The organism is Cellulomonas triticagri (genome assembly GCF_003696205.1).
In the GTDB taxonomy this organism is placed as follows: domain Bacteria; phylum Actinomycetota; class Actinomycetes; order Actinomycetales; family Cellulomonadaceae; genus Cellulomonas; species Cellulomonas triticagri.
In genome coordinates this window covers 1-14,460 of sequence record NZ_RFFI01000112.1, presented here as the reverse complement: position 1 = coordinate 14,460, position 14,460 = coordinate 1, and the positions used below count along the sequence as shown (strand labels likewise).

The window sequence follows — 14,460 nt, the reverse complement described above, 5'->3', positions numbered from 1 at the left end:
GGCGGTCGGCGGGGCGTCCGGCGGCGAGCCCGGCGGCGCGGGCGCGCTCGACCACGCCCGGCAGCACGGCGAGCAGCGCGTCCACGTCGTCGCGGGTCGAGGTGCGGCCGAGGCTGAACCGCAGCGCGCCGCGCGCGTCGCCCTCGGGGACGCCCATCGCGAGCAGCACGTGGCTGGGCTGCGGGACCCCGGCCTGGCACGCGGACCCCGTCGAGCACTCGACCCCGGCGGCGTCCAGCAGGTAGAGCAGGGAGTCGCCCTCGCAGCCGGGGAAGGTCAGGTGCGCGTTCGCGGGCAGCCGCTCCCCCGCACCGGTCGCGCCGCGCAGCACCGCGTCGGGCACGACCGCGAGGACCCCGGCCACCAGGGCGTCGCGCAGCGCGGCGAGCCGGGCCGCGGTCTGCTCCCGGTCGGCGACGGCGCGCTCGACGGCCACGCCGAACGCCGCGATGCCCGGCACGTCCAGGGAGCCGGAGCGGACGCCGCGCTCCTGGCCGCCGCCGTGCTGGACGGGGACGAGCGCGAGGTCGCGGCGGGCGACGAGGGCGCCGACGCCCCCCGGGCCGCCGAGCTTGTGCCCGCTGACGGTGAGGGCGTCCACGCCGGACGCCGCGAAGTCCACGGGCACCTGCCCGACGGCCTGCACCGCGTCCACGTGCACCGGCACGCCGTGGGCGTGCGCGAGGGCGACGACCTCCGCGACGGGCTGCAGCGTCCCGACCTCGTTGTTCGCCCACATGACCGAGACGAGCGCGGTGCGGTCACCGTGCGCGGCGAGCTCCGCGGCGAGGGCGTCGGTGCGCAGCCGACCCCGGTCGTCGACGGGCAGCAGCACGAGGTCCGCGCCCTCGTGCTCGGCGAGCCACGCCGCCGGGTCGAGCACGGCGTGGTGCTCGACGGCGGAGACCAGGACCCGGGTGCGGGCCGGGTCCTGCGCGGTGCGCGCCCAGTAGAGGCCCTTGATCGCGAGGTTGTCCGCCTCGGTCCCGCCGCCGGTCAGCAGCACCTCGCTGGGGCGCGCGCCGAGGGCGGCGGCCAGGCGTTCGCGGGACTCCTCGACGACGCGGCGGGCCGCCCGGCCGGAGGTGTGCAGCGACGACGGGTTGCCCGGACGGGTCAGGTGCTCGGCCAGCACGGCGGCCGCCTCCGGGAGCACGGGCGTCGTGGCCGCGTGGTCCAGATACGCGCTCACCCGCACGAGTCTACGAACCGTTCTGCCAGGATGTGCCCCGTGAGTGCCGACGACGCGACGACGCCTCCCCCGGCGGGTGCGGTCCTGCCTGCCCTGCCGACGCCCGCCGAGCGCACCCCGCCGGCGTCGTCGGCTCCGTCGTCGCCCGGCGCCGCCGCCGTCCCGTCCCCGGCGGGCGAGGCGCTGCCGACGCTCGCCCCGCTGGCGTTCAGCGGGCAGCGGCTCGACTGGCGCGACCTGCCCCGCACCGTGCGCACCCGCATCCAGACGCTCGCGGGCGCGCAGGTCACCGCCGAGACCAGCGCGAACACCGGGTTCAGCCCCGGGTTCGCCGCGGTGCTGGAGCTCGCCGACGGGCGGGGCGTCTTCGTCAAGGCCGTCTCCCCCGAGCAGAACCCCGAGTCCCCGGAGCTCGCCCGCGCCGAGGTGCGCGCGGCCGCCGCGCTGCCGGACCAGGTCCCCGCCCCGCCGCTGCTGTGGTCGGACGACGACGGCGACTGGGTGCTGCTGGGCTTCGAGGTCGCGGCCGGTCGGCCCCCGCAGCTGCCGTGGCGGCCGGACGAGCTCGAGCTCGTGCTGCGCGCGATGGACACCCTCGCGGAGGCGGAGCCGCTGCCCGGGCACGCGCTGCCGACGACCGCGGACCTGCTGGCCGACGACTTCTCGGGCTGGTCGCGGATCGCCGCGCTGCCGGGCGCCGACCTGGACCGCCTCGCGGGCTGGGCCGGCGACGCGGGCGCGTGGGTGCGCGAGCACCTGGACGTGCTGGTGGCGTGGGAGTCCCAGGCGCTGGCCGCGTGCGAGGGCAGCGCGCTGGTGCACGGCGACCTGCGGGCCGACAACGTGCTCATCGACCACGACCACGACGGCGGCCGGGTGGCCCTGATCGACTGGCCGCACGCGAGCGTGGGGGCGCCGTGGCTGGACCTGGCGTTCATGCTGCCGAGCGTCGCGATGCAGGAGGGCGGCGACCCGCAGCGGATCTTCTGGTCGCGCCCGGCGTCCCGGGGGCTCGACCCGGAGCGCCTGCGCGCGGCGGTCGCCGGGCTGGCGGGGTACTTCGCGCACGGCGCGATGCAGCCGCCGCCGGTCGGCATCCCGAACCTGCGCCGGTTCCAGGGCGCCCAGGCCCGCGAGGCGGTCGCCTGGCTCCGCGCCCTGGCCTGACCCGGGCGCGGGCCGCCGGGCCCGGGCCGCCGCCGTCAGCGGGCCCGGAGCGCCTCCGTCAGCTGGGGCAGCACCACGAACAGGTCGCCCACGATCCCGTAGTCGGCGATCTCGAAGACCGGCGCCTCCGGGTCGCTGTTGATCGCGACGACCGTCCCGGACGCCTGCATCCCGCCGCGGTGGTGCACGGCGCCGGACACTCCGGCACCGATGTACAGCCGGGGGGACACCGTCACGCCGGTCTGGCCGATCTGCGCCTCGTGGCCGATCCAGCCCTCGTCGGTGGCGACGCGGGTCGCGCCGACGGCCGCGCCGAGCACGTCCGCGAGCGCCTCCAGCGCCGTGAAGTCGCCCTCGGTGCCGCGCCCGCCGACCACGACGGTGTCGGCCGCCGCGAGGTCGGGTCGGTCGGTGGGCTCCTCGGCGGTGCGCTCGACCACGCGGGCGCGGGTGGCGCGCTCGCTGACGGCGACCTCGCGGGCGCTGACGGCGGGCAGCGCGGGGGCGTCGGCGTCGACCTCGCGGGCGGGGACCGCGCCGGCCTTCACCAGCACGACCGCGGGGTCGGTGAGCACGGCGCACCGGGTGGTCCAGGTCCCGGCGAGGACGGTCTTCGCGGCGACGACGCGCCCCTCGGCGTCGCGCTCGACGGCGGCGGCGTCGGTGACCACGCCCGCCCCCGTGGCGACGGCGAACCGCGCGACGGCCTCCTTGTTCTCGAACGTCGAGAGCGCGAGCAGCACCGTCGCACCCGACGCGGTGACGGCGTCGACCAGCACCTCGGCGAGCACGGGCGTGAGCCGCGGGTCGGCGGCGCCGGTCGTTGCGGCGTGCACCACGGACACCCCGTGCCGCCCGAGCACGGGCAGGGCGGGGTCCAGAGGCTCGTCGCCGACCCACAGGCCGTGCACGGCGCCGCCGTCCCCGGCGAGGTCGCGGGCGACGGTGGCGAGCTCGAGGACGCTGCCGCGCAGCGCGCCGGTGTCGGCGTGGTCGAGCAGGACGAGGACGGTGCTCATGCCCGGACCTCCGAGGTCGGCGTGGGACGGCGGGTGGCGACGGCGCCGAGGGCGCTGCGGGGGCTCACAGCACCTCCCCCGTCGGCGGGGCGGCGGGGCGGACGAGGTCGCGCTCGACGAGCCACGCGGCGAGCCGGGCGCCGGCCTGGCCGTCGTCGCTGACCAGCACCCGGTCCGTGCGGGGCGGGCGCGGGGCGGCCTCGACCACGGCGGTGCGGGCACCCGCGGCGCCCACCGTCGCGGGGTCGACGCCGAGGTCGGCGAGGGTGAGCGTCTCGACCGGCTTCTTGCGCGCGGCCATGATCCGCTGGAAGTTCGGGTACCGGGGCTCGTTGGCCCGGTCGGACACGGAGACCAGCGCCGGCAGCGGGGCGGACAGCACCTCGGTGGCGTGGTCGAGGTCGCGGCGGACCGTGATCTCCCCGTCGGCGAGAGCCACGTCGGCGGCGAGCGTCAGCTGCGGCAGGTCGAGCAGCGCCGCCAGGGCTCCAGGCACCAACGACGTGAGCCCGTCCAGCCCGGCCATCCCCGTGACCACCAGGTCCACCGGGACGTCGGCGCCGAGCCGCCGCACCGCGGCGGCGAGGACGGCGGCGGTGCCGAACGCGTCCGACCCGGCCACGTCGTCGTCGAGCACGTGCACCGCGGCGTCCGCGCCGAGCTGCAGCGCGCGTCGGGCGGCGTCCTCCGCGTCGTCGGGGCCGACCGTCACCACCACGACCTCGGCCTCGCCGACCTGCTCGGCCAGCACGACCGCGGCCTCGACCGCGTTCTCGTCGACCTCGTTGATCGTGCCGTCCCCGCCGTCGCGCACGAGGCGGCCGTCAGCCCCCAGCGCGCGGTCGGACTGGATGTCGGGCACGTGCTTCACGCACACCACGATTCTCACCCCGGGAACGTTACCCGCCCCGGCCGTGGGCGACATGGGACCGGTCCGTGCAGGTGGGGCGGGTGACGGGGCCAGAATGGGATGCGTGACTGCCGCCGCCCCCTCGCCCGGTGCGCCCCGACCGGGGGTGCACGTGACCGCCGACGGCATCGAGGTGGGCGTGCTCGCGCCGCACGCCGACGCGGTGGACCTGTGCCTGCTCGACGCGGACCCCGCGGCGCCGACCGGGTGGGCCGAGCGCCGCGTCCGCCTCGACCCGCCCGACGGCACCGTCCCGGGCCTGTTCTCCGCGCGGGTGCCCGGTGTGCGGCCCGGGCAGCGGTACGGCCTGCGCGCCCACGGCCCGTGGGAGCCGGAGTCCGGACTGCGCTACAACTCCGCGAAGCTGCTGGTGGACCCGTACGCGTACGGGCTGGTCGGCGAGGTGGACCACGGTCCGGCCACCTACGGGCACGTCGTGGACGACGCCCTGGTGGGCGATCCGGCGGGCGACGCCGACCCCCGCGACTCCGTCGCGCACGTCCCGCACGGCGTCGTCCTCGACCGCCGCCCGGGGCACCGCGGGGCGGGCGACGACGTCGACCCGGCCGCGAACCGCCCGCACGTCCCGTGGTCCGACACGGTGGTCTACGAGGCGCACGTCCGCGGCCTGACCCTGCGCCACCCGGGCCTGCCCCCGCACCTGCGCGGGACGTACGCCGCGCTCGGGCACCCCGTCGTCGTGGAGCACCTGCGCTCGCTCGGTGTCACCGCCCTGGAGCTGCTGCCGGTGCACGCGTTCTCCTCCGAGCCGCACCTCGTGCAGAAAGGCCTCACCAACTACTGGGGCTACAGCACGCTCGGGTTCTTCGCCCCGCACGCCCCGTACGCCACCGCCGCCGCGCGCGCCGCCGGCCCGGCCGCCGTCCTGGACGAGCTCCGCACCGCCGTGCACGCCCTGCACGCCGCGGGCATCGAGGTGCTGCTCGACGTCGTCTACAACCACACCTGCGAGGGCGGGCTGCCCGGCCAGCACCTGTCGTGGCGGGGCCTCGACTCCGGCGTCTACTACCTGCACGACGGCGGCCACCCGGCCGCGCTGGCCGACGTCACGGGCACCGGCAACACCCTCGACCTGCGCCGGCCCGAGGTCGTCCGGATGGCCCTGGACTCCCTGCGGTACTGGGCGCAGGAGGTCGGCGTCGACGGGTTCCGGCTCGACCTCGCGGTCACCCTCGGGCGCGGGCACGGCGGGTTCGACCCCGACCACCCGTTCCTCGTCGCCGCCACCACCGACCCCGCCCTGCACGGCCTCAAGCTCGTCGCCGAGCCCTGGGACGTCGGCCCCGGCGGGTGGCGCACCGGGCAGTTCCCGCCGCCGTTCGCCGAGTGGAACGACAAGTTCCGCAACTCCGTGCGCTCCTTCTGGCTCGCCGACCCCGCCCGCGCCGCCCACGGGCTGCCCGAGCACCGGGTCCGCGACCTCGCGACCCGCCTGGCCGGGTCCGTCGACCTGTTCGGGCACTCCGACCCGCCGCTCGCCCGCGGGCCCCACGCCTCGGTCAACTACGTCACCGCCCACGACGGGTTCACCCTCGCCGACCTCGTCGCCTACGAGCACAAGCACAACGAGGCCAACGCCGAGCAGAACCGCGACGGCTCCGACGACAACCGGTCCTGGAACCACGGCGTCGAGGGCCCCGTCCCCGCGGACTCCGTCGCCGCCGACATCGTCCCGCTGCGCCGCCGCTCCGTCCGCAACCTCCTCGCGACGCTGCTGCTCGCGTCCGGCACCCCGATGATCACGGCGGGCGACGAGATGGGCCGCACCCAGCGCGGCAACAACAACGCCTACTGCCAGGACACGGACCTGTCCTGGGTGTCCTGGGACCTCGGCCCCTGGCGGCAGGACCTGCTCGCCACCGCCCGGCACCTCACCGCCCTGCGGCGCGCGCACCCCGCCCTGCGCAGCACCCGGTTCTTCACCGGACGCCCCGTCGGCGCGGGCCGCCCCGACCTCACCTGGTTCGACCCGACGGGTGCCGCGTTCACCCACGAGCGCTGGCACGACGCCGACCTGCGCACCTTGCAGATGCTGCGCGCCGTCCCCACGGGTCCGGTCGCGCAGGGCGCGTCGGGTGGGGAGGGCGGGCCGGGTACCGGTCATGCCGAGGGTGCGGCGGAAGCCGAGGCCAGCTCCGAGGACGCCGTGCTGCTGGTCGTCAACGGGTCCCTCGACCCGGTGACGGTGGTGCTCGCGGACGACCGGCCGACGCGCTGGCGGCTCGCGTGGGACTCCACGTGGGAGCACCCGGACGAGGCGCGGACCGCCGCGATCAACGGGGCGCTGCACCAGGACTCCGGCGCCAAGGCCCACCTGGAGCCCCTGAGCCTGCGCGTCTACGTCCCGGCCTGACCCGGACGTCCCGGCCTGATCCGGACGTCCCGACTCGGCCGCCGGACGCGACGACCTGACCCGCCCGACCACCGGACGCGGCCACCCGACCTCCTGGCCTCGCCTCGCGGCCCGGCCCGACCGCCGGGCGCGGCGGCCCGACCGGACGCGGCGGCCCGGGTCAGACCGCGTTGGCGACCAGGCCGACCTCCGCGACCGACGCCAGGCCCGCGTGCCGCGGGACGACGCGCACCGAGTACCCGAACGGCCCGGACGCGTCGAGGACGAGGTCCCCGGCGAACCCGTAGCGACCGCCCTCGTACGTCTCCACGAGCGCGAGCGGGTCGACGGTGAACGTCTGCAGCTCGTCGGACTCGGTGACCCGGCCGTGCACGACCTGCACCTCGACGTCGTCGGGCTCCAGGTCGCCGAGGGTCACGTAGGCGCGCACGCGCAGCGCGTCGCCGACCTGCGGGACCTCCCCCACACCCCCGGACTCGACGTGGTCGACCCGCACGCCCTGCCACCCCGCGCGGACGCGGCCCTTCCAGGCGGCGAGCTCGCGCGCGCCGGCGTACGACTGGTCGCCCGCGAGCGCCCGGCCCGCGACGGCGGCGGGGACGTACAGCCGCTCGACGTAGTCGGCGACCATGCGGGTGGCCTGCACCTTCGGGCCGAGGGTGGCGAGCGTGTGCCGCACCATCTCGAGCCAGCGCAGCGGCAGCCCGCGCTCGTCGCGGTCGTAGAACCGCGGGGCGACCTGGTGCTCGATGAGCTCGTACAGCGCGGCGGCCTCGAGGTCGTCGCGGTGGTCGGGGTCCTCGACGCCGTCGGCGGTGGGGATGGCCCAGCCGTTCTCGCCGTCGAACCACTCGTCCCACCACCCGTCGAGGATGGACAGGTTGAGCCCGCCGTTCAGCGCGGCCTTCATCCCGGAGGTCCCGCACGCCTCCAGCGGGCGCAGGGGGTTGTTCAGCCAGACGTCGCACCCGGGGTAGAGCGTCTGGGCCATGGCGATGTCGTAGTTCGGCAGGAAGACGATGCGGTGCCGGACCCCGGCCTCGTCGGCGAACCGGACGAGCTGCTGGATGAGCCGCTTGCCCTGGTCGTCGGCGGGGTGCGACTTGCCCGCGATGACGAGCTGCACGGGCCGCTCGGGGTGCGTCAGCAGGGCCCGCAGCCGCTCCGGGTCGCGCAGCATCAGCGTGAGCCGCTTGTAGGTCGGCACGCGACGGGCGAACCCGATGGTCAGGACGTCGGGCGACAGCACCTCGTCGACCCAGCCGAGCTCGGCCGGGCTGGCTCCACGCCGCCCCCACGACGCGCGCACGCGGCGGCGGGCGTCCGTGACGAGCTGGGCGCGCAGGGTGCGGCGCAGGTCCCAGAGCTCGGCGTCGCCGACCGCGTCGGTCAGCCACCCGGTGCCGTCCGCGAGCTCCTCGGGCGTCAGGCGCTCGGCGGCGAGGTCGGACAGCCGCCGGTCCACCCACGTCGGGGCGTGCACGCCGTTGGTGACGGACGTGATCGGCACCTCGACGTCGTCGAAGCCCGGCCACAGGCCGTTGAACATCCCCCGGGAGACCTCGCCGTGCAGCACGGAGACGCCGTTGGCGCGCCCACCCAGCCGCAGGCCCATCACGGCCATGTTGAACATGAGCGGGTCGCCGCCGGGGTAGTCCTCGGCACCCAGGGCGAGCACCCGCTCGACCGGGACGCCCTCGGTGGCGTTGGCCCCGCCGAAGTACTGGTGCACCAGGGACGCCTCGAACCGGTCGATCCCGGCGGGCACCGGCGTGTGCGTGGTGAACACCGTCGCGGCGCGCACGGCCTCCAGCGCCTCGTCGAAGCCGAGCCCGGCGCCCACGAGCTCGCCGATCCGCTCGACGCCGAGGAACCCCGCGTGCCCCTCGTTGGTGTGGTAGACCTCCGGCACCGGCGCGCCGGTGAGCCGCGACCACAGCCGCAGCGCCCGGACGCCGCCGACGCCGAGCAGCAGCTCCTGCTGCAGCCGGTGCTCCCCGCCGCCGCCGTACAGCCGGTCGGTGACCTTGCGGGCGGCCTCGTCGTTCTCCGGGACGTCGGAGTCGAGCAGCAGCAGCGGGACCCGGCCGACGGTCGCGGTCCAGACGTGCGCGTGCAGGGTGCGGTCCCCGGGCAGGGCGACGCGCACGACCGCGGGCGTGCCGTCCTGCTCGCGCAGCAGCGTCAGGGGCATGCCGTCCGGGTCGAGCAGCGGGTAGGTCTCGACCTGCCAGCCGTCGCGGGTGAGCGACTGCGTGAAGTAGCCCGCCCCGTAGAGCAGCCCGACGCCGATGACGGGGACGCCGAGGTCGGACGCGCTCTTGAGGTGGTCGCCCGCGAGGATGCCGAGGCCACCCGAGTACTGGGGCAGCACGTGCGTGATGCCGAACTCCGGGGAGAAGTACGCGACGGCGGCGGGCAGCGACGCGTCGGACGCCTGCCGGTGCTGGTACCAGCGGGGCTCGCCCAGGTAGGCGTGCAGGTCCGCGGTGGCGGCGCGCACGGCGGCGACGACGGCGGGGTCCGCCGCGAGGTCGGCCAGCCGCTCCGGGTGCAGGGCGCCGAGCAGGGCGACCGGGTCGCCGCCGACCTGCTGCCACAGGTCCGGGTCGATGGCCGCGAACAGGTCGCGCGACGGCGCGTGCCAGGACCAGCGGAGGTTGTGGGCCAGCTCGTCCAGGTCGGCGAGCGCGGCGGGGAGCGACGTGCGGACGGTGAATCGGCGGATGGCTCTCACCCGGTCGAGACTACGCACGCCCGCACCCCCCGCGACAGGGTCCCCGGCCATCTCGTCGCAGGTAGGTGGGTGGTCCGGGTGCGGGTCCCCGCACCTGCGAGGCCGGCCGCGGCGTACGACGGCGCGCACCTGGTCGGCCCGTCCGGATGCCGGAGCAGCACCGCAGTGGATAGGTTCGGACCCGTGACGTCGACACCTCCGCCGCGCGAGCCCGCGACGCGCCGTGCCCGCCCCCGCACCGCAGCGCCCGTGGTACCGGGCGAGTCCGCGTCGAGCGTCCCGTCGGGAGCCCCGGTCCCGGCACCGGCCGCCGCCGCGCCGGTGCCCGTCGCCGTGACCGCAAGCGCCCCGGCGTCCGGGAGCGCCCGGACCGCCCCGCTGCCGCCCGACCGCGGGCACGCCCCGATGGGCCGCATCCCGGTGGTCGACGTCTCCCCCGTGGTCGAGGCCGGGCGCTGGCCCGCGAAGGCCGCCGTCGGCGAGGCGGTGCCGATCCGCGCGACGGTGTTCCGCGAAGGCCACGACGCGTGCGCGGCGACGGCCGTGCTGGTGGGCCCGGACGGCCGGGACCGGTCGCGCGCCACGATGGTCGACATCGCCCCCGGCCTGGACCGGCTGGAGGCCCGCCTCGTCCCCGACGAGCCCGGCGCGTGGGGCTTCCGCGTCGAGGGCTGGTCCGACCCGTTCGGCACGTGGGCGCACGACGCCCCGCTCAAGGTCGGCGCGGGCGTGGACGTCGACCTGGTGCTGGAGGAGGGCGCGCGCCTGCTGGAGCGCGCGGCCGACCGCGCCGCCGACGACGCCGGGACCCCGGTCACCGAGGAGGCCCGCACCCTGCTGCGCGACGCCGTGACGGCGCTGCGCGACGAGACCCGCCCCGCCGAGGCTCGCCTCGCCGCGGGGCTGTCCGCCGAGGTCCGGGCCGTCCTGGCGGCGCACCCGGTGCGCGAGCTGCTCAGCCCGTCCCCGGTGTACCCGCTGGTGGTGGACCGCCCGCTCGCCCTGGCGGGTGCGTGGTACGAGATCTTCCCGCGCTCGATCGGCGCGACCTACGACGAGGCCACCGGCACCTGGACGTCCGGGACGCTGCGCACCGCGGCGGAGGACCTGCCCCGGATCGCGGGGATGGGCTTCGACGTCGTCTACCTGACGCCGATCCACCCCATCGGCACCACGCACCGCAAGGGCCGGAACAACACCCTGGACGCCCGCCCCGGCGATCCCGGCTCCCCGTACGCGATCGGCTCCCCCGACGGCGGGCACGACGCGATCGACCCGACGCTGGGCGACTTCGCGGACTTCGACGCGTTCGTGGCCCGTGCCCGGGCCGAGGGCCTGGAGGTCGCGCTCGACCTGGCGCTGCAGTGCTCCCCCGACCACCCGTGGGTGGCCGAGCACCCGGAGTGGTTCACGACCCGCCTCGACGGCACCATCGCCTACGCCGAGAACCCGCCGAAGAAGTACCAGGACATCTACCCGCTGAACTTCGACAACGACCCGGCGGGCATCTACGCCGAGGTCCGGCGCGTGCTGCAGGTCTGGATCGACCACGGCGTGACGGCGTTCCGCGTCGACAACCCGCACACCAAGCCGCTGGCGTTCTGGGAGTGGCTGCTCGCCGACGTGCGGGCGTCCCACCCCGAGGTCGTGTTCCTCTCCGAGGCGTTCACGCGCCCGGCGATGATGCTCAACCTCGCCCGCGTCGGGTTCCACCAGTCGTACACGTACTTCACCTGGCGGAACACCAAGGAGGAGCTCGAGGAGTACCTCGCGGAGGTCGGCGACGAGCAGGGCTCGTGGATGCGCCCGAGCTTCTGGCCGACGACCCACGACATCCTCACGCCGACGATGCAGACCGGCGGCGTGGCGGGCTTCGCGCTGCGGGCCGTGCTCGCGGCGCTCGGCGCGCCGACCTGGGGCATCTACACCGGCTACGAGCTGGTCGAGGACGTCCCGCGGCCGGGGGTCGAGGAGCAGATCGACAACGAGAAGTACGAGTTCAAGCCCCGCGACTGGGCGGCGGCCGAACCGCTGGGCATCTCCCGGCTGCTGCGCTCGCTCAACACGATCCGCCGGGCGCACCCCGCGCTCCAGCAGCTGCGCAACGTCACGGTGCACCCGACCTCGAGCCCTTCCCTGGTGGCGTTCTCCCGGCACCTGCCCGCGCACCTGTCCCCCACCGGCGTGGCCGACACGGTGCTCGCGGTGGTGAACCTCGACCCCCGCTCCGCGCAGGACGGCGTCGTCGACCTCGACCTCGCGGCGCTCGGCCTGGAGCCGGGCTCCCGGTTCGTCGCGCACGACGTCCTGTCCCAGGAGGTCTACGCCTGGGACGAGCGCCCGTGGGTACGGCTGGACCCGCAGCAGCGCGTCGCGCACGTGATCGTGGTGGAGCGGGTGTGACCCCCGCCGGGACGGGCGGGCTGCCCGGGTCGGCTCCGGCCGCACCGCCCACGGGGCAGATCGCGGTCTCCGCGCTGCCGCCGCGCCGGCAGCCCGCGGTCCCCGTGCCCGGGGGCGGCGGCCTGTCCGACGACCCCGAGTGGTACCGCACCGCGGTGTTCTACGAGGTGATGATCCGGTCGTTCTCCGACTCGGACGGCTCGGGCAGCGGCGACCTGCGCGGCCTGCGCGACCGCCTCGACTACCTGCAGTGGCTCGGCGTCGACTGCCTGTGGCTGCCGCCGTTCTACCCGTCCCCGCTGCGGGACGGCGGCTACGACGTCTCCGACTACACGGCCGTGGCCGCGCAGTACGGCACCGTCGAGGACTTCACGGAGCTCGTCGCGGCGGCCCACGAGCGGGGCATGCGCGTCGTGGTCGACCTGGTGATGAACCACTCCTCGGACCAGCACCCGTGGTTCCAGGCGTCCCGGTCCGACCCCGAGGGGCCGTACGGCGACTTCTACGTGTGGTCCGACGACGCGACCCGGTACCAGGACGCCCGGATCATCTTCGTCGACACGGAGACGTCCAACTGGACGTTCGACCCCGTGCGGCGGCAGTACTTCTGGCACCGGTTCTTCAGCCACCAGCCCGACCTCAACTTCGACAACCCGCGGGTGGTCGAGGCGATGCACGACGTCGCCCGGTTCTGGCTGCGGCTCGGCGTCGACGGGTTCCGGCTCGACGCCGTCCCCTACCTGTACGAGCGGGACGGCACCAACTGCGAGAACCTCCCCGAGACGCACCGGTTCCTGCGCGACCTGCGCGCGATGATCGACCGGGAGTTCCCGGGCCGGATCATGCTCGCCGAGGCGAACCAGTGGCCCGAGGACGTCGTGCACTACTTCGGCACCGAGGCTGAGCCCGAGTGCCACATGTGCTTCCACTTCCCGGTGATGCCGCGCATCTACTACTCGCTGCGCGACCAGCGGGCGACGTCGATCGTCGACATCCTCGCGGACACCCCCGCCATCCCCGGCGGCGGGCAGTGGAGCACCTTCCTGCGCAACCACGACGAGCTCACGCTCGAGATGGTGTCCACCGAGGAGCGCGCGTCCATGTACGGCTGGTACGCCCCGGACTCCCGGATGCGCGCCAACATCGGCATCCGCCGCCGGCTCGCGCCGCTGCTGGACGACTCCCGCAAGGAGATCGAGCTCGCCCACGCGCTGCTGCTGTCCCTGCCGGGCAGCCCGTGCCTGTACTACGGCGACGAGATCGGCATGGGCGACAACATCTGGCTGCCCGACCGCGACGCCGTGCGCACCCCGATGCAGTGGACCCCGGACCGCAACTCCGGCTTCTCGACGTCCGACCCCGGCAAGCTCTACCTGCCGGTGATCCAGTCGCTCGTGCACCACTACAACAACGTCAACGTCGAGGCGCAGATCGCCCAGAGCACCTCGCTGCTGCACTGGGTGCGCGGCATGCTCGCCGTGCGCCGCCAGCACCCCGCGCTCGGGCTCGGGACGTTCGAGGTCGTCACCGGCGACAACGACGCCGTCCTGGCGTTCCTGCGCCGCTCGCCCGACGAGACGCTGCTGTGCGTCGCCAACCTCGCCTCCACCGCCCGCGCCACCACGCTGCGGCTGCCCGCCGCACTGGCCGGGTCGCAGCTGCGCGACGTGTTCGGCGGCGCGGGCTTCCCCGACGTCGGTGCCGACGGCACCGCGACCTTCACGCTCGGCTCCCGGGACTTCTACTGGTTGGCGGTCACCACACCATGACGGAACGACGCGTCGTCCACCACGAGCGCGACGACGCGCTCGCCGCCCTGCTCGCGCCCTGGTTGCCCGGACGCCGCTGGTTCCCCGTCAAGGGCACCGAGGCGCAGGTCTCCGCCGTCGGCGGGCTCACCCTCACCGACCCCGAGGGCGCCGCCGAGGTGCGGCTGCTGCTCCTGCGCGCCGAGGGCACCGGGGCGGGCGCCGTGCTCCAGGTGCCGGTCGTCCTGCGCGGCCCGGACGCGCACACCTCGGCCGAGGAGGTGGCCCTGATCGGCCGGCTGCCCGACGGCACCGCCGTCCTCGACGGCGCGGGCCAGCCGGAGTTCGAGCGCGCCTGGCTCGCCGAGGCCGACCGCGCCGCCGGGGTCCCCGCCGCACCCGCCGACGGGCTCGGCGCCCCGAAGGTCGTCCCGGGCGAGCAGTCCAACACCTCCGTGATCCTGCCCGGCGCCGGACCCGACGGGTCCACGGCCATGCTCAAGGTCTTCCGCGGCCTGTCCGAGGGCGACAACCCCGACGTCGACGTGCCGCGGGCGCTCGCCGACGCCGGGTGGACGCACGTCCCGCGCCCGCTCGCCTGGCTGGGCGCGGAGTGGCCCGAGGGCGACCACACCGCGCACGGGCACCTCGGGGTGCTCAGCGCCTTCGTCCCCGGCGCGCGCGACGGCTTCGAGCTCGCGTGCGACATGGCCGGCTCCGGCCAGTCGTTCGGCGACCTGGCCGCCGAGCTCGGGGCCGTCGTGGGGCAGATGCACCGCGCGCTCGCGCGCGTGCTCCCCACCGCCCCCGGGGCGGGCGAGGCGCCCTCCCCCGTGTCGCGCCCCGCGGACCGCGTGGCGTCCGCCGCCGGGACGGCCGGCGACAGCGAGGCCGGTGCTCGCGGGGCCGG

At 76.0% G+C, this 14,460-nt stretch carries 9 protein-coding genes; 5 read left to right on the top strand and 4 right to left on the bottom strand.

What is annotated here, in order from left to right:
• Positions 1–1,192: cysteine desulfurase family protein (locus tag EBM89_RS16545; RefSeq protein WP_147463589.1), on the bottom strand; the 1,192-nt coding region annotated here is incomplete at its 3' end.
• 39 nt (positions 1,193–1,231) lie between these two features.
• On the opposite strand from EBM89_RS16545, the gene EBM89_RS16540 reads away from it, so the two are divergent.
• Positions 1,232–2,359: a phosphotransferase family protein gene (locus EBM89_RS16540; RefSeq protein WP_233571802.1), complete on the top strand. Its 1,128-nt coding sequence runs from the start codon at positions 1,232–1,234 to the stop codon at positions 2,357–2,359.
• Between the two features lie 35 nt (positions 2,360–2,394).
• Here the strand turns inward: EBM89_RS16540 and EBM89_RS16535 are convergent, their stop codons facing one another.
• Positions 2,395–3,378: an electron transfer flavoprotein subunit alpha/FixB family protein gene (locus EBM89_RS16535; RefSeq protein ID WP_122150751.1), complete on the bottom strand. Its 984-nt coding sequence runs from the start codon at positions 3,376–3,378 to the stop codon at positions 2,395–2,397.
• Between the two features lie 64 nt (positions 3,379–3,442).
• Positions 3,443–4,267: an electron transfer flavoprotein subunit beta/FixA family protein gene (locus tag EBM89_RS16530; protein ID WP_122150750.1), complete on the bottom strand. Its 825-nt coding sequence runs from the start codon at positions 4,265–4,267 to the stop codon at positions 3,443–3,445.
• Between the two features lie 85 nt (positions 4,268–4,352).
• On the opposite strand from EBM89_RS16530, the gene glgX reads away from it, so the two are divergent.
• Entirely contained in the window at positions 4,353–6,662 is a 2,310-nt protein-coding gene (glgX, locus tag EBM89_RS16525; protein WP_233571801.1) for a glycogen debranching protein GlgX, read from the top strand.
• 160 nt (positions 6,663–6,822) lie between these two features.
• On the opposite strand, the gene glgP is transcribed toward glgX, so the two are convergent.
• The gene (glgP, locus tag EBM89_RS16520) at positions 6,823–9,399 is read right to left on the bottom strand and encodes an alpha-glucan family phosphorylase (RefSeq protein ID WP_122150748.1); all 2,577 of its coding nucleotides are present in this window, start codon (positions 9,397–9,399) and stop codon (positions 6,823–6,825) included.
• A 405-nt stretch (positions 9,400–9,804) separates the two neighbouring features.
• On the opposite strand from glgP, the gene EBM89_RS16515 reads away from it, so the two are divergent.
• The 3 genes from EBM89_RS16515 to EBM89_RS16505 all read left to right on the top strand — a co-directional run.
• Entirely contained in the window at positions 9,805–11,802 is a 1,998-nt protein-coding gene (locus EBM89_RS16515) for an alpha-1,4-glucan--maltose-1-phosphate maltosyltransferase (protein ID WP_122150754.1), read from the top strand.
• Positions 11,803–11,876: 74 nt separating this feature from the next.
• Positions 11,877–13,571, top strand: coding sequence for a maltose alpha-D-glucosyltransferase (gene treS, locus EBM89_RS16510; RefSeq protein WP_439647197.1), 1,695 nt, complete (start codon positions 11,877–11,879; stop codon positions 13,569–13,571).
• On the top strand, positions 13,568–14,460 hold an 893-nt coding region (locus EBM89_RS16505), incomplete at its 3' end, for a maltokinase N-terminal cap-like domain-containing protein (protein ID WP_439647196.1). The genes treS and EBM89_RS16505, both read left to right, overlap by 4 nt.

Excerpts from the sequence above, each read along its gene's own strand:
- EBM89_RS16535 (WP_122150751.1), bottom strand. The coding sequence starts at position 3,378 with ATGAGCACCGTCCTCGTCCTGCTCGACCACGCCGACACCGGCGCGCTG.
- EBM89_RS16515 (WP_122150754.1), top strand. The coding sequence starts at position 9,805 with ATGGGCCGCATCCCGGTGGTCGACGTCTCCCCCGTGGTCGAGGCCGGG.